Origin of the sequence: Loktanella sp. IMCC34160 (genome assembly GCF_004145845.1) — a bacterium.
Taxonomy (GTDB): Bacteria; Pseudomonadota; Alphaproteobacteria; order Rhodobacterales; family Rhodobacteraceae; genus SELP01.
This window is the reverse complement of record NZ_SELP01000002.1, coordinates 759,923-779,278: the sequence shown is the minus strand read 5'-3', so window position 1 is coordinate 779,278 and position 19,356 is coordinate 759,923. Positions and strand designations below refer to the sequence as shown.

Below are 19,356 nucleotides of genomic sequence, written 5' to 3'. Positions count from 1 at the left end.
CGGGTTACGCCTTGGCAAGGTTGCGCAGCACATAGTGCAGCACGCCGCCGTTCTCGACATATTCGATCTCGGGCGCGGTATCGATCCGGCACTTGATCTGGATGGTCTTGGTGGTGCCGTCGCCCATCGTGATGTGGCAGGCCACCACATCCTGCGGCTTCACCCCTTCCAGACCTTCGATCGACACGGTTTCGTCCCCGGTCAGGCCCAGCGACTTGCGGGTGTCGCCGCCGGTGAATTCGAAGGGGATGACGCCCATGCCGACGAGGTTCGACCGGTGGATACGTTCGAAGTTCTCGGCGATGACGGCCTTGACCCCCAGAAGCGCGGTGCCTTTGGCGGCCCAGTCACGCGACGACCCGGCACCATATTGTTCACCGGCGAAGATCACCAGCGGGGTGCCTGCCTCGGCATAGGCCATGGCGGCGTCATAGATCGCCATCTGCGACCCGTCGGGCCCCTTGGTATAGCCGCCTTCGACCCCGTCCAGCATCTCGTTCTTGATGCGGATGTTGGCGAAGGTGCCGCGCATCATCACCTCGTGGTTGCCGCGCCGCGACCCGTAAGAGTTGAACTCGCGCGGGGCCACCTGACGGTCGGTCAGGTATTTCCCGGCCGGGGTGGTGTCCTTGAACGACCCGGCGGGGCTGATGTGGTCGGTGGTGACCATGTCGCCCAGGATCGCCAGAACCTTGGCGCCTTCGATATTGGTGATCTCGCCTGCGTCCTTGCCCATGCCCTGGAAATAGGGCGGGTTCTGGATGTAGGTCGAGGTCGGCGGCCAGTCGTAGGTTTCGCCGCCGGTCACGTCGACGCCCTGCCACTTTTCATCGCCTTTGAAGACATCGGCGTATTTCTTCAGGAAGGCCTCGCGCGTCACGGTCTTTTCAACCAGTTCCGCGATTTCCGCGTTGGTCGGCCAGATGTCTTTCAGGAAGACGTCATTGCCATCCTTGTCCTGCCCCAGCGGTTCGGTGGTCAGGTCGATGTTCATGTCCCCGGCCAGCGCATAGGCCACGACCAGCGGCGGCGAGGCAAGGTAGTTGGCCCGCACGTCCGGCGAAATCCGCCCTTCGAAGTTGCGGTTGCCCGACAGGACCGAGGTGGCGACCAAATCGCCCTCGGAGATCGCCTTGGAGATCTCGGGCTGCAGCGGGCCGGAGTTGCCGATGCAGGTGGTGCAGCCGTAGCCCACAAGGTTGAAGCCGATGGCGTCCAGATCCTCTTGCAGCCCGGCGGCCTCAAGATACTCGGTCACGACCTGCGAGCCGGGGGCGAGCGAGGTCTTGACCCAGGGCTTGCGGTTCAGACCCAAGGCACGGGCCTTGCGGGCCACAAGCCCGGCCCCGATCAGCACATAGGGGTTCGAGGTGTTGGTGCAGGACGTGATAGAGGCGATCACGACCTTGCCCGAGGACATGGTGTAGTCTTCGCCCTGCACGGCCACTTCCTTGCCCACGGGGCGCTTGAAGGTCTCGGCCATTTCCTTGGCAAAGGCTTCTTTCGCGTTGGTCAGCGGCAGGTAGTCCTGCGGGCGCTTGGGGCCGGAAATGGCCGGGACGATGGTGCCCATGTCCAGTTCCAGCGTATCGGTGTAGATCGGCGCGTAATCGTCGCCGCGCCAGAACCCGTTTTCCTTGGCATAGGCCTCGACCAGTGCGATCCGGTCTTCATCGCGGCCGGTCTGGCGCAGGTAACGCAGGGTTTCGCCGTCGATCGGGAAGAAGCCGCAGGTGGCGCCATATTCCGGCGCCATGTTGGCGATGGTTGCCCGGTCGGCCAGCGGCAGCCGGTCCAGACCCGGCCCATAGAATTCGACGAACTTGCCGACAACACCCTTGGCGCGCAGCATTTCGACGACTTTCAGCACAAGGTCGGTCGCGGTGGTGCCTTCGACCATCTCGCCGGTCAGTTTGAAACCAACAACCTCGGGGATGAGCATGGAAATCGGCTGGCCCAACATGGCGGCCTCGGCCTCGATCCCGCCGACGCCCCAGCCCAGAACGGCAAGGCCGTTGACCATGGTGGTGTGGCTGTCGGTGCCGACCAGCGTATCGGGGTAGGCGACCAGCTCGCCGTTCTGGTCGGTATCGGTCCAGACGGTCTGGGCCAGGTATTCAAGGTTCACCTGGTGGCAGATGCCGGTGCCCGGCGGCACGACGCGGAAGTTATTGAAGGCCGACTGGCCCCACTTCAGGAACTGGTAACGTTCCATGTTGCGTTCGTATTCGCGGTCCACGTTCATCTGGAACGCGCGCGGGTTGCCAAACTCGTCGATCATGACCGAGTGGTCGATGACAAGGTCGACAGGGTTCAGCGGGTTGATCTTCTGGGCGTCACCGCCAAGCGATTTGATCCCGTCGCGCATCGCGGCAAGGTCCACAACGGCCGGAACGCCGGTGAAATCCTGCATCAGAACGCGGGCGGGGCGATAGGCGATCTCGCGGTTGGTTTTGCCGCCGTTCTTGGCCCAGTCGGCAAAGGCCCGGATGTCATCGACCGAGACCGAAAAGCCGTCGTCTTCGAACCGCAGGAGGTTTTCCAGAACCACCTTCAGCGCGGCGGGCAGGCGGTCAAAATCGCCAAGGCCCGCGGCCTGAGCGGCCGGGATCGAGTAATAGGCGACGGATTGATCGCCGACTTTGAGTGTCTTGCGGGTTTTCGCGGTGTCTTTACCAACGGTAACGGTCATCGGGGAGGCTCCCTTTTGGTGGCGGATGGCCCGGGTCTTGCGCGGGCGTCGGCATGCTTCTGCACCATGCCAGACGGGCAATCAAGGGGGTGAGGCCCTTTTTGTATACCATTGTGCACAATTTTGCGCAAGCCGGGTGAATCGGGGGTAAAACGCAGACGGGCACAACCTCGCGTCGCTCTCGCAATTGGTTGATTGGCCATTACAGCGGGCTTGGTCTAAGCCTTGATGCGCCCCATGATGGGCAATGGGACAACCGCCGGGACGATACGGATATGATACAGACCATTCGGGCTATTCTTGTCGCAGGGGCAACCGCCATCTCGGGCGGTGCCATGGCCGAAGATTCGCCCGTGGTGGTGGAACTGTTCACCTCGCAGGGCTGTTCGTCCTGCCCGCCAGCCGACGAGATGCTGGCCGAGATGGCCGGGCGGGACGATATCATCGCGCTGGCGCTGCATGTGGATTACTGGGACTACATCGGCTGGGCCGACAGTTTCGGCAGCCCGGCCTGGACCGCGCGACAGCACCGCTATGCCCGCGCTGCCGGGGCCAACACCGTCTATACCCCGCAATTCGTGGTGGGCGGGGTCGATCATGTGGTTGGGGCAAAAGGCATGGACCTGATGGACCTGATCCGCGCCCATGACCAACAGGCCGATCCCGTCACCATCGACCTGCGCCGGTCCGGCGGGCGGGTCCACCTGTCCGCCAGCTGGCACGAGGGCGCGCCGCGCAATGCCGTGGTCCAGATCGTCAGCTACCTTCCCATGGCCGAGGTCGAGATCCGGCGCGGCGAAAATGCGGGCCGCACGCTGGCCTATGCCAATATCGTCACCGGCTGGCAGATCGTTGAACGTTGGACGGGCCGCGCGCCCCTGACCCTGACCTTGCCACCTGCGCAGGGGCAACATTCGGTCGTCCTGATTCAAGAAGACGGGCAGGGGCCCATTCTGGCCGCCGCGCGCCTTCCGAATTGACGCCAACAAACCAGATTTCCCACATCTAGGGGGCAGGGTGCCACCCCGCCACAACGCGGCTGAGTCCTTCCGGCCACGGTCTCCGGATAATTGCGGGGGCGGGGCATCGGGCGGGTGATTTCGCCCCGCCCCGGCGGTTTACTCCACGCTGTCGCAACAATGCCGTTGGATTGCCCCGATTGGTTCGTTTTGCGGCCTCACTCCGTTGGCAGGACGGCAAGGTGAGCAGCAAGGAGACAGGACTTGGCCAAGGCAAACATGCCGGTCGACATCCAACGCCGGTCGATCCACCCCGGAAACGGGGCGGGCGTGGCGCGACGTGACCGTGGACAAAAGGGACCCGCCGCTTCGGCAGGACGGGTGCCCGCATGAGAAAACTCGCCGTCGCCGCCATCGCGGCCCTGAGCGCCTGCACGCCGATGCCGCAGAACGCCCCTCCGACGCGGAATGTCGTGCAGGAAGATACCTTGCCGCCGATGCGATCCTTTGCCGGTGCGCGGGTCATCACCGCGACCCGCGCCAATTCCGAGATTGCCCAGGATTTCCTTGATCTCGCCTTCCGCATGGAAAGCGGCCGGCCGGTTCCGCGCCTGACCCGCTTCGAAGGGCCGATCAGCGTCCGCGTCATCGGTGACGTGACGGGCACGCTTGTGCCGGATCTTCGCGGTCTCCTCTCCCGCTTCCGGGCCGAGGCCGGGATCGACATCTTCATGACCGGCGCCGGTGCCGCGTCGATCACCGTGCAGGCCATCCCGCGCGAGGAATTACAGCGCGCCGTTCCGCGCGCCGCCTGTTTCGTTGTGCCGCGCGTGTCCAATTGGGAAGAATACAAGGCCTTTCGCCGAACACCGCAGGTTGACTGGACCACGCTGGAACGGCGCGACAGGGCCACGGTCTTTGTCCCCTCCGACGTGGCGCCGCAGGAAATCCGCGACTGCCTGCACGAAGAGATCGCCCAGGCGCTTGGCCCGCTGAACGATCTGTACCGGCTGCCCGACAGCGTCTTCAACGACGACAATATTCACGCGGTTCTGACCAGCTTCGACATGCTGGTCCTGCGGGCCTATTACGCGCCCGAACTGCGCAACGGCATGACCCGGGGCGAGGTTGCGGCGCGTCTGCCCGCGCTTCTGGCCCGGCTGAACCCGTCGGGCGAGATCGGCTATGGCCGCCCGATGAACGACACCAGCCGCGACTGGATCGACGCAATCGAAACCGCCCTGTCGCCCGGCGCCTCTCCGACCCGACGGCGTCAGGCCGCGGAAGAAGCGATCAACCTCGGTCGCGCCTTCAACTGGCACGGCACCCGCGAAGGCTTTGCCCTCTTCGCCTATGGGCGGTTGCAGGTGGGCAATGACGCCAACCTTGCCCGTGGCGCGTTCCAGGCGGCCGACCGGGCCTATCGCCGGTCCTATGAAACCCGACTGCACACGGCCCATGTGGCGGTGCAACTGGCGGCCTATGCCCTGTCGGCGGGCGATGGGCACGGCACGCTGGCCATCGTGGACGAGGCGATTCCAATCGCCCGCGACCACGAAAACGCGGCCCTTCTTGCGACCCTGATGATGTTCAAGGCCGAAGCGCTGGACCTACTGGGGCGCGCGGATGAGGCGCGGTCGGTGCGTCTGGACAGTCTGGGCTGGGCGCGGTACGGCTTTGGCTCTGAACGCAACGTCCGGGCCCGCCTGCGCGAGATCGCCTCGCTGAACCCGGGCCGGAGAAGCTAGGGACCGCTGTCCAGATGATCTATCCGCTGATTGGCCTTCTGCTCGGGGCAAGTCTTGGGGCGCTGCGCGCCCGGATGAAGGGTGGCAAGGCGCTTGACCTGCTGCAATGGGCCGCCGTCTTTGCCATGATCGGCGGGGTGATCGGCCTGTTCGTCCTTGTCTTCATTGACCGCTCCATGCTCTAGGGCGCGGGGCCGATGTTTCTGCCCTTCTTCGAAAACCTGCGGTCGGGCGGCGTGCCGGTTTCGCTGCGCGAATACCTTGGGTTTCTCGAAGGGGTAAAGGCGGGTCTGGCCACCTATGATATCGAGGCGTTTTACTACCTTGCCCGCACGGCGATGGTGAAGGACGAACGCAACATCGACCGGTTCGACCGGGCCTTTGCCGCAACCTTCGACGGGCTGGAACAGATCAGCACTGAACAGGTGCTCGAGGCTGTGGACCTGCCCGCAGAATGGCTTGAGAAACTGGCCGAGAAGTTTCTGAGCGCCGAGGAAAAGGCCGAGATCGAGGCGCTAGGCGGCTTTGACAAGCTGATGGAGACCCTGCGCGAACGTCTGAAAGACCAGAAGGGCCGCCATCAGGGCGGCAACAAATGGATCGGCACCGCCGGGACATCCCCCTTTGGCGCCTATGGGTATAACCCCGAAGGCATCCGCATTGGCCAGAAGGAGAGCCGTCACCAACGGGCGGTCAAGGTCTGGGACAAGCGGGAATTCAGGAACCTTGACGGTGACGTTGAACTGGGCACCCGCAATATCAAGGTTGCGCTCAAACGGCTGCGCAAATGGGCGCGGGACGGCGCGGCCGAGGAGCTGGACCTGCACGGCACGATCCGGGCCACTGCCGAACACGGCTATCTGGACGTGAAAACCCGGCCCGAACGGCGCAACGCGGTAAAGGTCCTGCTGTTCCTTGACGTGGGCGGATCAATGGACCCGCATATCAAGCTGGTCGAGGAACTGTTCAGCGCCGCCCGCGCCGAATTCAAGCATCTGGAACACTATTACTTTCACAACTGCCTGTATGAGGGGGTATGGAAGGACAACGCCCGGCGCTGGAACGAACAGACCCCAACTTGGGACGTGCTGCGCACCTATGGCCCGGACTACAAATGCATCTTCGTGGGCGATGCGTCGATGTCCCCCTACGAGATCGCCTTTGCCGGCGGGGCCAACGAACATTGGAACCAGGAGGCCGGAGAGGTCTGGCTGTCCCGCGCCCGGGATCAATGGCCGGGGCATCTCTGGATCAACCCGCTGCCGGAACGGATGTGGCGATATACCCAGTCGGTGAAGATGATCCAGCAGATCTTTGGCGAGGACCGAATGGTCCCGATGACGCTGGAAGGGATCGACCGGGGAATGCGGGCGCTGTCGCGCTAGGGGTGGGTCAAGACCCACCTTACTGCTGCAACCGGCCACAGGGCCTTGTGTAAGGTGGGTCTTGACCCACCTTGTCCCCGCAAAGGAAAACCGCCGCCCGAATGGGCGGCGGTCGTTGGAAAAGGTTCGGCTTATTGGGCCGGTGCGGGGGTGCCGCTGTCGAAGGCGGCGGTAAACCCTGTCAGCGAGATCGTCAGTTCCACCCGGTTTTCCGGGGCGGCAAAGGGGACCAGCGTCATCTGGACGGCGTTGCCTGCCTTGAACTGGGCAATCTCCGCGGCGGTAAACCCGACCCGGGCGACACATCCGCCCGCGTTGCAGAAGGTGAAGGGATAGCGGCGGGCCTCGCCCCCATCGACCTGCAGGGTCACACCCTGAGTCAGGAAGGTGCCCAGCGGCGCCACGATGTTCGCCCCGGCCGCCGCCTCACCTGCGCCGTCCAGCGGGAACAGGTTGATCTCGGCCACCTCATTGCCATTGGCGTCGGTCAGCAGCTGGTACAGCTGGCAGGGGTCGTCACCTTCGGGGTTGTTCAGGCACCGGATCGTCCAATCGCCGAACTGTTCGCGGGCATAGGGCTGCCCCGGCTGAAGTGTGGGCTCTCCCAGCGACAGGTCGGCCGTTGTCGAGGTCTCTTCCGTGGTGGTTTCCTGTGCGACCAGCGTCCCGGCACTGAACGCCAGAAGGGCGGCCGCGGACAGGGTCTTGAAGATGTTGGTCATGAATGGTCCTGACTTAATGCTTTTCCGGCGCCACGCTTACCACGGGCATTTCCCGGTGTCAGCGGCAAAGGGCAATTCGGATCGGCAAGGGATTGCCAATGCAACCGGGTTTCCCCTTGTCCAGAAACAGAAAAAGGGGCCATCCCGACCCCTTTTCCCATCTCTCCCTGTCGGACTTGGCCGACTAATTGATCGGGACGCTACGCAATGGAATCGCATGCGTCAACCTGAAAACTTCGCCCCCGGTTCCAGGGGGGTCGCATTTCGCCCCTCGGCTGCGGAATCCGGCAGAAAAAAGCCGCGCCCAGAGGGACGCGGCCAGTCTGACAGGGAGGATGTCCGACCGAACCCGGAGGACATGGGCCGGACGAACAGGATCACTCTGGCAGAGATTGGTTAAACAAGTATTGTAGGCCGGAAATCGAGCAGGGAGACCGGGTATGGGCGATCGCATTTTTGTCGGTGGGGGTGGTGAGGGGTATGGCGCGCCGCAAAGCCTTTTGTTGAATTACGCCAACCGGCATGGGCTGATCGCCGGGGCCACGGGCACCGGCAAGACGGTCACGCTGCAAATCCTAGCCGAAGGGCTGTCCGCCGAAGGAGTGCCAGTGTTCTTGTCGGACGTGAAGGGCGACCTGTCGGGGCTGGCCCGGTCGGGGCGGGAAGACTTCAAGCTGCACGAGGCCTTCATGAAGCGGGCCGCGACCATCGGGCTTGATCTGACCTATTCGGCCTTCCCGGTCACCTTCTGGGACCTGTTCGGCGAACAGGGTCACCCCGTCCGCACCACGATCAGCGAAATGGGGCCGCTTTTGCTGTCCCGACTTCTGGAACTGTCGGACGCGCAGGAAGGGGTGCTGAACGTCGCCTTCCGGGTGGCCGATGAGGAAGGGCTGCCGCTTCTGGACCTTGAAGACCTTCAGGCGCTTCTGCTGTTCGTGGGTGAAAACGCGAAAGAGCTTTCGCTGCGCTATGGCAATGTCGCGACCTCCTCGGTCGGGGCGATCCAACGGCAGTTGCTGGTGCTGGAAAATCAGGGCGGGGCGGCATTCTTTGGCGAACCGGCCCTCGACCTAGCCGACCTGATGCGCACGGACCCGGACGGGCGCGGTCGGATCAGTATTCTTGCCGCGGACAAGCTGATGGGCTCGCCCCGGCTTTATGCGACCTTCCTTCTGTGGCTCCTGTCGGAACTGTTCGAAGAATTGCCCGAGGTCGGCAACCCGGACAAACCCAAACTGGTCTTCTTCTTCGACGAGGCGCATCTTTTGTTCGATGACGCGCCCAAGGCCCTGATCGACAAGGTGGAACAGGTGGCGCGGCTGATCCGGTCCAAGGGGGTCGGGGTGTTCTTCATCACCCAGAACCCGGCCGACGTGCCCGAGGACGTGCTGGGCCAGTTGGGCAACCGGGTGCAGCACGCGCTGCGCGCCTTCACCGCCAACGACCAGCGTGATCTGAGGAAGGCCGCCGATACCTACCGCCCGAACCCCGCCTTCGACACGGCCGAGGCGATCCGCGAGGTCGGCACGGGCGAGGCCGTAACCTCGATGCTTGACCACAAGGGGGTGCCGGGGATCGTGGAGCGGACGCTGATCCGCCCGCCGTCGTCACAGCTTGGCCCGATCACGGTCGACGACCGCAAGGCGGTCATCGCGGCCTCACCTGTTGCCGGGAAATACGACACAAGGCTGGACCGGGATTCAGCGGCGGAAATGCTGGCCCGACGGGCGGATGCCGCCGCGAGAGAGGCCGAAGCGGCCGAGGCGCAAGAGGCGGAGATGGATGCCCAGGAGCGCGAGTTCCGTAATGCCCGCCGCTACGACGCGGGCCGCAGCCGCAGTACCCGGTCGCGGCGGAAAGAGGACAGCCTTGGCGATGCGCTGGCAACGGCCATGGTGAAAGAACTCAAGGGGACAACCGGCCGCCGGATCATCCGGGGCATCTTCGGGACGATCTTCAAGTCCCGCTAGGGGGTGGTGGGTTAAAACCCACCTTACCCGGGGGCGCTTCGCCCCCCATCCTGAAAACTCATGGCCCCCAGAGGATATTTTCGACCCAAAGAAGAAGGGACGCTGAGTCCAGCCCCCTTCTTTGTGTCAATAAATATCCCGGGGTGAATGGCCCGGCAGGGCCATAGGGGCAGCGCCCCTGACGTAAGGTGGGTTTTAACCCACCGCCCCCGTCACCCGGCCTGCGTGATCCGGGCCAATGTCTCTACCGCCCGTTTTGCCGCGCCGCTGTCGATGCTTTCGGCGGCCAGTTTTGCACCGTCTTTCAGGCTCTCCACCTTGCCCGCCACCAAGAGCGCGGAGGCCGCATTCAGCAGGACCGCGTCGCGGTAGGCGCCCGGCGCCCCGTCCAGCAGCGCGCGGAAGGCCGCGGCGTTATCCTCTGGCGTGCCGCCGACGATGGCCTCGAACGGGTGCACCGGCAGGCCCGCGTCTTCCGGGTGAACCTCGCGCATGGCGATCATGTCGCCCGACAGGGCCGCGACCCAGGTCACCCCGGTGATGGTCATCTCGTCCGTCCCGTCGGACCCGTGCACCAGCCAAGCCGCCTCTGACCCAAGCGCCTGAAGCGTCTGCGCCATCGGCGCGATCAGGTCGCGGCTGAAGGTGCCGGTCAGCTGCCGCTTCACGCCCGCCGGGTTGGTCAAAGGCCCAAGGATGTTAAAGATCGTGCGGGTCCCCAGTTCGGCCCGCGTGGGCATCACATGCTTCATCGCCGGGTGATGCATCGGTGCCATCATGAAGCCGATCCCGGCCTCGGCCAGACCGCGTTCCACCACCTCGGGCCCGACCATGACGTTGATCCCCATGGCCGCCTGCACATCCGCCGTGCCCGACTTGGACGACAGGTTGCGGTTGCCGTGCTTGGCCACCGGCACCCCTGCGCCCGCCACGACAAAGGCCGTCGCGGTGGAAATGTTCAGCGTATGCTTGCCGTCGCCCCCGGTGCCGACGATGTCGATCGCGCCGGCGGGGGCCTTCACAGGGCGGCATTTCGCCCGCATCACCGCGGCGGCGGCGGCGAATTCGTCCACCGTTTCGCCCCGCGTGCGCAGCGCCATCAACAGTCCGCCCATCTGGCTGGGCGTCGCGTCCCCCTCGAACAGGATGTCAAAGGCCGCCTCGGCCTCGGCCCGGGTCAGGGGGCGTTCGGCGGCGGCCGCGATCAGGGGTTTCAGCGCGTCGCTCATGCCGGTTCCTTTGCAAGGTCGAGGAAATTCTGAAGCAGCCGGTGGCCGTGTTCGGAGGCAATGGATTCCGGGTGGAACTGCACCCCGTGGATCGGCAGGGTCTTGTGTTGCAGCCCCATGATGGTCCCGTCTTCCAGCCAGGCAGTCACTTCAAGACAATCGGGCAGGCTGTCCCGCTCGACCACCAGTGAATGATAGCGGGTCGCCTCGAAGGGCGAGGGCAGGCCGGAGAACACCCCTTTGCCCGAGTGGTGCATCTGCCCCATCTTGCCATGGACGATCTCGTGGCAGCGGACAACTTTGCCGCCAAAGGCCTCGCCAATGGTCTGATGCCCAAGACAGACGCCCATCAGCGGCGTCCGCGTTTCGGCGGCGGCCTCGGTCAGGGCAAGGCAGATCCCGGCCTGTGCCGGATCGCAGGGGCCGGGGGACAGAAGGATCATGTCCGGGTTCATCCCCATCGCATCCTGAACCGTCAGCGCATCGTTGCGCCGGACCACGACATCGGCCCCCAATTCGCCCAGATAGTGGACAAGGTTGTAGGTAAAGCTGTCGTAGTTATCGATAAGAAGCAGCATTGTCCCGCCTTTGTCTGTCGACCGGAAATTGGGGGCTACCATGGCCCCGGTGGGTTCCGGTATGGTTGGGCCATACATGGGCCGGGTCCGGGGCAAGCGTCAAGGTCCGGACCGGCCAAAAAGACGAATGATGAGGGGGCAGACCCATGTTCAGAGGGTTTCTAGGCGGAAGTCTGGTCGGGGCCGTGGTCGCGGCGGTCGGGCTTGGCACGGCATCGCTTCTGGGGCCGCAGCCGGCGGGCAATACGCCGCCCGCCGCGCCGCAGGTCGCAGCGCCTGAGGCCGCCCCGGCAACCGCCACCGCCCAGTCCGAGGCCACCTCTGCCGCGCCGATCGAACCTGCCACGGCGCCCGCGACCGTGGAAACGCCGGTGGCAGAGCCAACAGCCGAATCCGCGCCGCCCGTTGCCGATACAGAGCCCCCCGCAGCGCCTGTTGCCGTGGCGGTCGAAGGCGCACCGACAGCGCCTGTGGCGGGGCAGGGGGCAGAGGCGCCCGCCCTGAACCCCGACAGCCCGGTCCTGCCCAATCCGCAGGCCCCCGCGCCCGTGGTGCCGGACAGCGAAGACAGCCTTGCCGTGTCCACCACCCCCGCGCCCGCCCCGTCCGAGGCGGCGGCTGGCGACGAGGTGGTCGAACTGCAAACCCCGGTCGAAGGGGCGCGCCCCGCGCCCGCCTTGCCCGAGGAGGAGCCGGTGCCCGGCGGGATGGTCGCACCGGATGCGACGGGAGAGATCGCGGTTCTGGTGGTGCCCGACGCGCCCGCCGTGCCGGAAGCCGCGCCCGAACCCGCCCCGGAACCTGCCATGCCAGAGGCTTTGCCAGAGGTCCCGGGAGAAGACCCCGCCACGCCGGTTGAACCAACTCCCGAGGCCGTGGCAGAGCCCGCCCCGGCCCCCGAAACCGGCCCCGCCCCTGTGGTCGGCCTGTCCGGCGAACCGGCCCGCACCATGCCCACCAGTGACGACACGGTCCGGGTCATCCGTCCTTCGACGGAAGAGGCGACTGCGGCAGAGGCGGCAGAGCCCGAACTGTTCGGCGCAGCCCTGACCGGCATCGCGCTTCAGGATTTCGGCACCCCGTTCGAGGATGACGGCCGCCCGATCCTGTCCATCGTTCTGGTCGATGATGGCACCATGCCCGGTGGCCCTGCGGCGCTGTCGGCGGCGGGCGTTCCGGTGACAGTGGCGGTTGACCCCGCGGCGGAGGGGGCGGCGGCGCTTGCTCGGGCCTACCGCGATGCGGGGGTCGAGGTCGCGCTGCGGATCAACTTGCCCGAAAGTTTCGAGGCGCAGGACGTGGCCACGACGCTGGAGGCGCTCTTCTCGGACAATCCCGAAACCGTGGCCCTTGTAGACATGGACGGCAACGGCCTGCCCCGCGCGCGCGGCGGCACCGAAGAGGTCATGGCCCGGCTGGCCGACGACGGGCGCGGCTTTGTCAGCCTGTCGCGCGGGCTGAACACCGCGCAGCGGGCGGCCGAGGCAGCCGAGGTGCCCGCCGCGATCTTCTACCGCGATCTGGACGCCGAAGGGCAGGACGCGCGGGTGATCCGCCGGTTCCTTGATCAGGCGGCGTTCCGGGCGCGGCAGGAAAGCGGCGTCGTGCTTCTGGGCCGGGTGCGGCCCGAAACCATCAGTGCGCTGATCCTCTGGTCCACCGCCAACCGGGCCGGACAGGTCAATCAGGCGCCGCTGTCGGCGGTGTTGCTGGGGCAATAACCGTTATCAAGGCGCGGCAGCTTGGCGCCGGACAGGCGATATCGCGTCCGAACCGAGGGGCGGGAAGCGAAGCGCCCGCCCCGTGGGGGCGGTTCGGGCGCTGCCAAATCTTTGATTTGGCGAAGAGAGTGGCAAACTCGGAACGGGCCTAGCTGTTCCCTGACCCGCTGAACATCGTCGCGTCCTCGGCCGCCTTGCGGATGGCGTTCGATTTGTGGACGGTTTCCATGTACTCGGCCTCGGGGTCGCTGTCATAGACCACGCCGCCCCCGGCCTGAATGTAGAGCTTCTGATCCTTCAGAACGGCCGTGCGCAGGGCGATGCACATGTCCATGTCGCCATTGGCGCTGAAATACCCGCAGCCGCCGCCGTAGACGCCGCGCTTTTCCGGTTCCAGCTCGTCGATAATCTCCATCGCGCGGACCTTGGGTGCGCCTGACACGGTCCCGGCAGGCATGCCCGCGAAAAAGGCCGACAGGGCGTCCTGATCCTCGGCCAGTTCGCCGATCACGTTCGACACGATATGCATGACGTGGGAATAGCGTTCGATCACGAATTGCTCGGTCGGGCGAACGGTGCCGATCTTCGACACCTTGCCGGTGTCGTTGCGGCCAAGATCCAGAAGCATCAGGTGCTCGGCCAGTTCCTTCTGGTCCGCCAACAGGTCCAGCTCGTTCGCCTTGTCCTCTTCCGGGGTGGCGCCGCGCGGGCGGGTGCCGGCAATCGGGCGGATCGTCACCTCGGACCCGAAGACCCGGACAAGGATTTCCGGGCTGGCCCCAATCACCTGAAAGCCGCCGAAGTTGAAGAAGAACATGAAGGGTGAAGGGTTCGTGCGCCGCAGGCTGCGATACAGCGCAAAGGGCGGCTCGCGGAACTCTTGCGTCCAGCGCTGCGCCGGAACCACCTGAAAGATATCCCCCGCGCGGATGTAGTCCTTGGCCTTCTCCACGGCGGCCTTATACCCTTCGCGGGTGAAGTTCGATGTCGCGGGCGCAACCTCGTGCGGGGCGTGGAACTGGCGGCTGTCCACCGGCACCGGGCGGTCCAGCGCCCGGCAGGCATCCATCACCCGCTCGGCGGCCTGCGCATAGGCGGCCTTGGCCGATAGGCCCGAACTGGCCCAAGCCGGGGCGACAAGGATCACGTCGCCCTTGACCCCGTCCAGCACCGCCACGACCGAAGGGCGCAACAGCATCGCGTCGGGCAGGCCGATCGGGTCGGGGTTCACATCGGGCAGGTGTTCCACCAGCCGGATCATGTCATATCCCAGAAAGCCGAACAGCCCCGCCGCCGCGCCGGGCAGCCCGTCGGGCAGGTCGATCCGGCTTTCGGCCAGAAGCGCCCGAAGCGAGGTCAGCGGGTCGGCCGCTTCAACCTCGAACGCGTCGTCGTCATAGCGGGCGGCCCGGTTGATCCGCGCCTCGGTCCCGCGGCAATCCCAGATCAGGTCGGGGTTCATGCCGATGATGGAATAGCGTCCGCGGACCTCTCCGCCGGTGACGGATTCCAGCATGAAGGCATGTTTGCCCGCGCCCGACAGCTTCAGCATCAGCGACACCGGCGTGTCCAGATCGGCCGCAAGCCGCGTATAGACCACCTGATTGCGGCCCGCCTCATAGGCGGCGCGGAAGGCGTCGAAGTCCGGGGTCAGGGCCATGGGAGGTTCCGTTTCCTACTGAAGCTGGGCGTTGACCTGATTGATCACGTTCTGGTCGATGTTCAGGTCCGCGTTGGTGCGGATGGTCTGTTCGAACACTTGATAGACCGCGTCGGACAGATCCTGGTTCATCTGCGCCGCCAGCGCGCCGCGCAGGGCCTGCACGTCTTCACTGTCCATGTCGGGCGCGCGGATCGCATCCACCCGAAGAATGATCGCGTCCGGCCCGGCCGGGATCACCGCGACCTCGCCTTCGCCCAGTTCAAAGACCTTGGGGCCAAAGCCGGGGGGGGTGCCGGGGACAAAGATACGGCGGGTCATGTCGGCCTCGGTCACCGGGGCAAGGCCCAGCAGGGTCAGGTCCGATCCGGCGCCGACCTGCGTGGCAAGCTCCTCCGCGCGGGCCAGAACGGCCGCAGCGCGGGCGCGATCTTCCCAAGCGGCGCGCAACTCCTCGGCCACGTCCTCGATCGGCTGCACGGCAGGTTCGGTGATCGCATCGACACGCAGGACGAAAACGCCCCCGTCTTCCAGATCCTGCAATTCCGGGTAGGCCCCCGGTGCGGCGGCGGTGGCGGCGGCACGGAAGCCGTCATAGGCGGCGATCCCGTCCTCGACCCCATCGAAATAGCGCAGGCTGCCAAGTTCCAGATCGGTCCGTCCGGCCAGATCCTCCAACTGCGCCCCTCCGGCCAGCAGGTCGGTGATCGCCTCGCGGCTTTCGTCGATCATGCGCCGCGCGCGGGCGGTGGCCAATTCGTCGCGCAGGTCCGGCATCGCCTCTTCAAAGCTGGTTTCGCGGGCGTCGAAAATGGCGTTGGTGCGATAAAGCGCCGATCCCAGCGGCGAGGGCAGGGGTCCGACGACCTCTCCGGTGGCAGAGGAAAACACGTCCGCCCCGGCCTCGCCCAACTGGGCTTCGGTCACGTCGCCCATGTCCAGAAGGGACAGGTCCACGCCGCGTTCCTCGGCCAGACCGTCAAAGTCGATCTCTCCGGCGGCGATCCGGTTCATTGCGTCAATGGCGGCCTCTTCATCGGCAAAGGGCATCCGTTCGACAAGCCGGGTTTCAGGCACTACGTAATCGCGGATGCGGTCCTGATACAGCTCGCGCAGCGCAGCTTCGTCCACTTCGACCCCATCGCGCAGCATGTCGGGCGTCAGCCAGGCATAGGTGATGTCGCGGGTTTCCGGGGCGGTGAACAGTTCGGGGTTCTCGGCATGGAAGGCGCGCAGTTCCTCGCCGGTCGGCTCGGGCAGTTCGGCGGTCAGGAATTCGGCCCCGACGGTCGCCCAGGTCACGTCGCGCCGCTCGGCCTGATAGCCGACGATCACGTCAAGAAAGCTGTCGGGCATGGTCATCCCGACGGCGACCCCGGTTTCCAGCAAGGACCGCGCGGCCTCGGCCCGGATCTGCGCCTCATAGGCTTCCTCGGTCAGACCGTTGCGGTCCAGCAGGTCGCGGTAGGCGAGACGGTCGAATTCACCGTTGATCCCGGCAAAGCTGGGGTTCGACACGACGGTTTCGCGCACCCGTTCGTTGCCAACCGACAGGCCCATCCGGGCCACCTCGGCGTCGATCGCATAGCGGTTGATCAGCGCGTTCAGAATTTCGCGGTCAGCGCCGATCTGTTGCAGGGTCGGAAAGCTGACCGGAACGCCGGATTGGGCGGACAGCGACCGGGCATAGCTGTTAATCGCGTTCTGATAGTCGACGATCGGCACCTCGGTTCCATCCACAGTGCCGATGGACCGGACCGATCCCGTCAGACCTGCGCCGCCAAAGCCCACAAGGCCCACGAACAACAGGCCCAGAATGATCCAGACTCCGACTTTCTTGCCATTTTTCGCGGCCATCCGCCCACCCCGTCATTTCCGGTCCGGCCCTGTCTTTGCAGGGCCCTTGAACATTCGCTTCTGAATAGGCGGGCCGGGGCCGGGGTGCAAGGGCGGGAAGGTGGGCGCGGGGGTGAAAACCGCGTCGGCGGGCAGGGTGGGTTGAAACCCACCTTACAGGGGCCGCGCGAAATTATCGTAAGGTGGGTCTTGACCCACCCCGGCCGGGTCAGGACAGCGCGATCAGCCTGTCGAACAGGGCGGCAATCCCGGTCCGGTCGATATTGGCGAAGGCAATCCGCAGCTGCCGCCGGCCTTCGGGCCGGTCTGGGGGCATGAACATGGTGCCGGGCAGACACAGGATGCCCGCGTCGGTCACCAGCCGTTGCGCCAGTGCGTCCGATGGTTCGTCGAACGGGTGTTGGACATAGGCGAAATAGGCGCCGCATCCCAAAAGCTGCCAGCCCTTCGCGGCTAGACGCGGAAAGCCCTCTTCGATCGCGGCGCGCCGGTCCAGAATTTCATCCCGCTCGCCCGCCACCCATTGCGACAGGTTCCGCATCCCCCACAGCGCCGCCCGCTGGCCCAGCTGATTGGGGCAAATCGCCACCGTATCCAGAAACTTCTCTGCCTCGGCCAGACGGGCCGGGCTGGCAATCATCGCCCCCACACGGTGCCCGGTCAGCCGGTAGGCCTTTGAAAAGGAATAAAGATGGATCAGGGTGTCGTCCCAGCCGGGGCGGCTGAACAGATCATGCGGCGCGCCGGTCCGGCTGTCGAAATCGCGATAGGTTTCGTCTAAGATCAGCGCGATCCCGCGCCGTTGGCACAGGTCGTAGAAGGCCCCGACCACGCCTGCCGGGTATTCCACCCCCGCCGGGTTGTTCGGGGTCACAAGGACGATGGCGCGGGTCCGGTCGGTGATCAGCGCCTCGGCCTTTTCCGGGTCGGGGATCATCCCGTCACCGGTCATCAACCCAACGGTGCGAATGCCGGACATGTCCAGCCACATGGCGTGGTTGAAGTAGTAGGGCAGGGGCAGGATCACCTCGTCCCCGTCGCTGCACAGCGTGGTCAGGGCCGCCGTGAACGCCTGATTACAGCCCGAGGTGATGGCGACCTGCGCCGGGTCAATCGCCCCGCCATAGGCGGCTGACCATTGCGCCGCGACCTCCTCCCGCAAGTCGGGCAGGCCAAGGACCGGGCCATACAGGTGGGCACTGGCGTCCTCTACCGCGGCGCGGGCAATCTCGGCCCGCAGCGCGGCGGGCGGGGGATCGACCGGCGCGGCCTGACTGACGTTGATCAGCGGCCGGTCGGGCGGAAAGGTGACGCCCTCCAGCCAGCGGCGGGCCTCCATCACGGGCGGGGCGAAGGTAGTTTGGGTGCGGGTCAGCGTCATGAAACCCCCGGGAAATGAAAAGGGGCGCAACACCGCGCCCCCGTCAATTGGTTTGGATCAGTCCTTGCCCCGGTAGGGTTCGACGTATTGCAGCGCCATGTCCCAGGGGAAGAAGATCCAGGTGTCCTGGCTGACGCTCGTGATATAGGTGTCAGCCTGTTTTTCGCCCTCGGGTTTGGCGTAGACACAGGCGAAATGAGCCTTGGGATACAGCTTTCGTACCAGTTCCAGGGTCTTTCCGCTGTCCACTAGGTCATCGACGATCAACACGCCCGTGCCATCGCCCATCATCTCGGCGTCGGGGGATTTCAGCACCTGCGCCTCGCGGCGCTGATCGGCCTTGCCGCCGCCCGAGTGATAGGATTTCACGCTGATCGTATCGACGGTGCGGATGTCCAGCTCGCGCGCGACGATCATCGCCGGGGCCATGCCGCCACGGGTGATCGCCACCACAGCGCGCCAGGCGCCATCATCCGGGCCGCGCCCGTCCAGCCGCCAGGCCAGCGCGCGGCTGTCCCGGTGCATCTGATCCCAGCTTACATGAAAGCCTTTTTCGTGGGGCAGGCGGTCAGTCATGCGGGTGTTCCTTGTCTCAGTCCTTGCCGGGGGTCATGTCGGGGGCATCCACGGCCTTCATCCCGACGATGTGATACCCGGCGTCCACGTGGTGGGTTTCGCCTGTCACGCCCGTCGACAGATCGGACAGAAGATACAGCGCCGAACCGCCCACCTCGTTGATGGTCACGTTCTTACGCAGGGGCGAATTGTATTCATTCCACTTCAGGATATAGCGGAAATCGCCGATGCCCGAGGCGGCCAGCGTCTTGATCGGCCCGGCCGAGATCGCGTTGACGCGGATGCCGTCCTTGCCGAAATCCTCGGCCAGATAGCGGACCGACGCCTCCAGCGCGGCCTTGGCCACGCCCATCACATTGTAATGCGGCATCACCTGTTCAGCGCCATAGTAGGTCAGGGTAACCATGGACCCGCCGTCCGGCATCAGCGCAGCGGCGCGTTTGGCCACGGCGGTGAAGGAATAGCAGGAGATGTCCATCGTCATCAGGAAGTTGTCACGGCTGGTGTCGGCATAGCGGCCGCGCAATTCGCTCTTGTCCGAGAAGCCGATCGCGTGGACGACGAAATCCATCTTGCCCCAGCGGGCCTCCAGTTCGGCGAACAGCCCGTCGACCGATGCCATATCGGTCACATCGCAAGGCAGGACAATGTCCGATCCAAGCTGACCGGCCAGCGGTTCGACCCGTTTCTTCAGCGCCTCACCCTGGTAGGAAAAGGCAAGCTCTGCCCCGGCGTCGGCCAGCGCCTGCGCAATCCCCCAGGCGATCGACTTGTCATTTGCCAGGCCCATGATGAGCCCACGTTTGCCCTGCATCAAATTCGACGACATCAATGTCCCCCTTGCCATTCCGGCCCAATTTCGATCCGGTGTAAGT

Annotated in this window: 15 protein-coding genes; 6 read left to right on the top strand and 9 right to left on the bottom strand. The window is 65.3% G+C overall.

The window, feature by feature from the left end; translation table 11 throughout:
* Positions 1-4 precede the first annotated feature (4 nt).
* Positions 5-2,692 (bottom strand): aconitate hydratase AcnA, encoded by a 2,688-nt coding sequence (gene acnA, locus EU803_RS08115; RefSeq protein ID WP_129681526.1) that lies wholly within the window; start codon positions 2,690-2,692, stop codon positions 5-7.
* A gap of 275 nt (positions 2,693-2,967) precedes the next feature.
* Here acnA and EU803_RS08110 point away from each other — a divergent pair, with 275 nt between their 5' ends.
* The 4 genes from EU803_RS08110 to EU803_RS08100 all read left to right on the top strand — a co-directional run bounded on the left by EU803_RS08110 (position 2,968) and on the right by EU803_RS08100 (position 6,784).
* A complete protein-coding gene (locus EU803_RS08110) occupies positions 2,968-3,672 on the top strand; it encodes a DUF1223 domain-containing protein (RefSeq protein ID WP_129681524.1) in 705 nt (234 codons plus the stop codon).
* Between the two features lie 368 nt (positions 3,673-4,040).
* The gene (locus EU803_RS08105; RefSeq protein WP_129681522.1) at positions 4,041-5,399 is read left to right on the top strand and encodes a DUF2927 domain-containing protein; all 1,359 of its coding nucleotides are present in this window, start codon (positions 4,041-4,043) and stop codon (positions 5,397-5,399) included.
* Between the two features lie 14 nt (positions 5,400-5,413).
* Positions 5,414-5,584: a hypothetical protein gene (locus EU803_RS18580; protein WP_165352800.1), complete on the top strand. Its 171-nt coding sequence runs from the start codon at positions 5,414-5,416 to the stop codon at positions 5,582-5,584.
* A gap of 12 nt (positions 5,585-5,596) precedes the next feature.
* Complete coding sequence (locus EU803_RS08100; protein WP_129681520.1) at positions 5,597-6,784, top strand: VWA domain-containing protein; 1,188 nt, start codon at positions 5,597-5,599, stop codon at positions 6,782-6,784.
* 131 nt (positions 6,785-6,915) lie between these two features.
* Here EU803_RS08100 and EU803_RS08095 read toward each other — a convergent pair whose 3' ends face one another.
* Positions 6,916-7,506: an invasion associated locus B family protein gene (locus tag EU803_RS08095; protein WP_129681517.1), complete on the bottom strand. Its 591-nt coding sequence runs from the start codon at positions 7,504-7,506 to the stop codon at positions 6,916-6,918.
* Positions 7,507-7,946: 440 nt separating this feature from the next.
* On the opposite strand from EU803_RS08095, the gene EU803_RS08090 reads away from it, so the two are divergent.
* Positions 7,947-9,479: a helicase HerA-like domain-containing protein gene (locus EU803_RS08090; RefSeq protein WP_129681515.1), complete on the top strand. Its 1,533-nt coding sequence runs from the start codon at positions 7,947-7,949 to the stop codon at positions 9,477-9,479.
* A 212-nt stretch (positions 9,480-9,691) separates the two neighbouring features.
* Here EU803_RS08090 and trpD read toward each other — a convergent pair whose 3' ends face one another.
* Both trpD and EU803_RS08080 read right to left on the bottom strand, forming a co-directional pair.
* A complete protein-coding gene (gene trpD, locus EU803_RS08085) occupies positions 9,692-10,708 on the bottom strand; it encodes an anthranilate phosphoribosyltransferase (RefSeq protein ID WP_129681513.1) in 1,017 nt (338 codons plus the stop codon).
* Positions 10,705-11,286: an aminodeoxychorismate/anthranilate synthase component II gene (locus tag EU803_RS08080; protein WP_129681512.1), complete on the bottom strand. Its 582-nt coding sequence runs from the start codon at positions 11,284-11,286 to the stop codon at positions 10,705-10,707. Before EU803_RS08080 ends, trpD begins: the two co-directional genes overlap by 4 nt.
* Positions 11,287-11,432: 146 nt before the next feature.
* On the opposite strand from EU803_RS08080, the gene EU803_RS08075 reads away from it, so the two are divergent.
* Positions 11,433-13,007, top strand: coding sequence for a divergent polysaccharide deacetylase family protein (locus EU803_RS08075; RefSeq protein WP_129681510.1), 1,575 nt, complete (start codon positions 11,433-11,435; stop codon positions 13,005-13,007).
* Positions 13,008-13,155: 148 nt separating this feature from the next.
* Here EU803_RS08075 and trpE read toward each other — a convergent pair whose 3' ends face one another.
* From trpE to fabI, 5 genes are all read right to left on the bottom strand, one after another.
* Entirely contained in the window at positions 13,156-14,667 is a 1,512-nt protein-coding gene (gene trpE, locus EU803_RS08070) for an anthranilate synthase component I (protein ID WP_129681509.1), read from the bottom strand.
* A gap of 15 nt (positions 14,668-14,682) precedes the next feature.
* Positions 14,683-16,524, bottom strand: coding sequence for a peptidylprolyl isomerase (locus tag EU803_RS08065; protein WP_129681507.1), 1,842 nt, complete (start codon positions 16,522-16,524; stop codon positions 14,683-14,685).
* 208 nt (positions 16,525-16,732) lie between these two features.
* Positions 16,733-17,905, bottom strand: a complete 1,173-nt coding sequence (locus EU803_RS08060; protein ID WP_129681505.1) for an aminotransferase — start codon at positions 17,903-17,905, stop codon at positions 16,733-16,735.
* Between the two features lie 57 nt (positions 17,906-17,962).
* Entirely contained in the window at positions 17,963-18,481 is a 519-nt protein-coding gene (gpt, locus tag EU803_RS08055; RefSeq protein ID WP_129681503.1) for a xanthine phosphoribosyltransferase, read from the bottom strand.
* Positions 18,482-18,497: 16 nt separating this feature from the next.
* Positions 18,498-19,310 carry an enoyl-ACP reductase FabI gene (gene fabI / locus EU803_RS08050; protein WP_129681501.1) on the bottom strand — a complete coding sequence of 271 codons (813 nt, stop codon included), beginning with the start codon at positions 19,308-19,310 and terminating at the stop codon, positions 18,498-18,500.
* Positions 19,311-19,356 lie beyond the last annotated feature (46 nt).

What these genes read in the sequence shown, in the direction of transcription:
- acnA (WP_129681526.1), bottom strand. Translation starts at nt 2,692, where the DNA reads ATGACCGTTACCGTTGGTAAAGACACCGCGAAAACCCGCAAGACACTC.
- EU803_RS08110 (WP_129681524.1), top strand. Translation starts at nt 2,968, where the DNA reads ATGATACAGACCATTCGGGCTATTCTTGTCGCAGGGGCAACCGCCATC.
- EU803_RS08105 (WP_129681522.1), top strand. Translation starts at nt 4,041, where the DNA reads ATGAGAAAACTCGCCGTCGCCGCCATCGCGGCCCTGAGCGCCTGCACG.
- EU803_RS18580 (WP_165352800.1), top strand. Translation starts at nt 5,414, where the DNA reads ATGATCTATCCGCTGATTGGCCTTCTGCTCGGGGCAAGTCTTGGGGCG.
- EU803_RS08100 (WP_129681520.1), top strand. Translation starts at nt 5,597, where the DNA reads ATGTTTCTGCCCTTCTTCGAAAACCTGCGGTCGGGCGGCGTGCCGGTT.
- EU803_RS08095 (WP_129681517.1), bottom strand. Translation starts at nt 7,506, where the DNA reads ATGACCAACATCTTCAAGACCCTGTCCGCGGCCGCCCTTCTGGCGTTC.
- EU803_RS08090 (WP_129681515.1), top strand. Translation starts at nt 7,947, where the DNA reads ATGGGCGATCGCATTTTTGTCGGTGGGGGTGGTGAGGGGTATGGCGCG.
- trpD (WP_129681513.1), bottom strand. Translation starts at nt 10,708, where the DNA reads ATGAGCGACGCGCTGAAACCCCTGATCGCGGCCGCCGCCGAACGCCCC.
- EU803_RS08080 (WP_129681512.1), bottom strand. Translation starts at nt 11,286, where the DNA reads ATGCTGCTTCTTATCGATAACTACGACAGCTTTACCTACAACCTTGTC.
- EU803_RS08075 (WP_129681510.1), top strand. Translation starts at nt 11,433, where the DNA reads ATGTTCAGAGGGTTTCTAGGCGGAAGTCTGGTCGGGGCCGTGGTCGCG.
- trpE (WP_129681509.1), bottom strand. Translation starts at nt 14,667, where the DNA reads ATGGCCCTGACCCCGGACTTCGACGCCTTCCGCGCCGCCTATGAGGCG.
- EU803_RS08065 (WP_129681507.1), bottom strand. Translation starts at nt 16,524, where the DNA reads ATGGCCGCGAAAAATGGCAAGAAAGTCGGAGTCTGGATCATTCTGGGC.
- EU803_RS08060 (WP_129681505.1), bottom strand. Translation starts at nt 17,905, where the DNA reads ATGACGCTGACCCGCACCCAAACTACCTTCGCCCCGCCCGTGATGGAG.
- gpt (WP_129681503.1), bottom strand. Translation starts at nt 18,481, where the DNA reads ATGACTGACCGCCTGCCCCACGAAAAAGGCTTTCATGTAAGCTGGGAT.
- fabI (WP_129681501.1), bottom strand. Translation starts at nt 19,310, where the DNA reads ATGTCGTCGAATTTGATGCAGGGCAAACGTGGGCTCATCATGGGCCTG.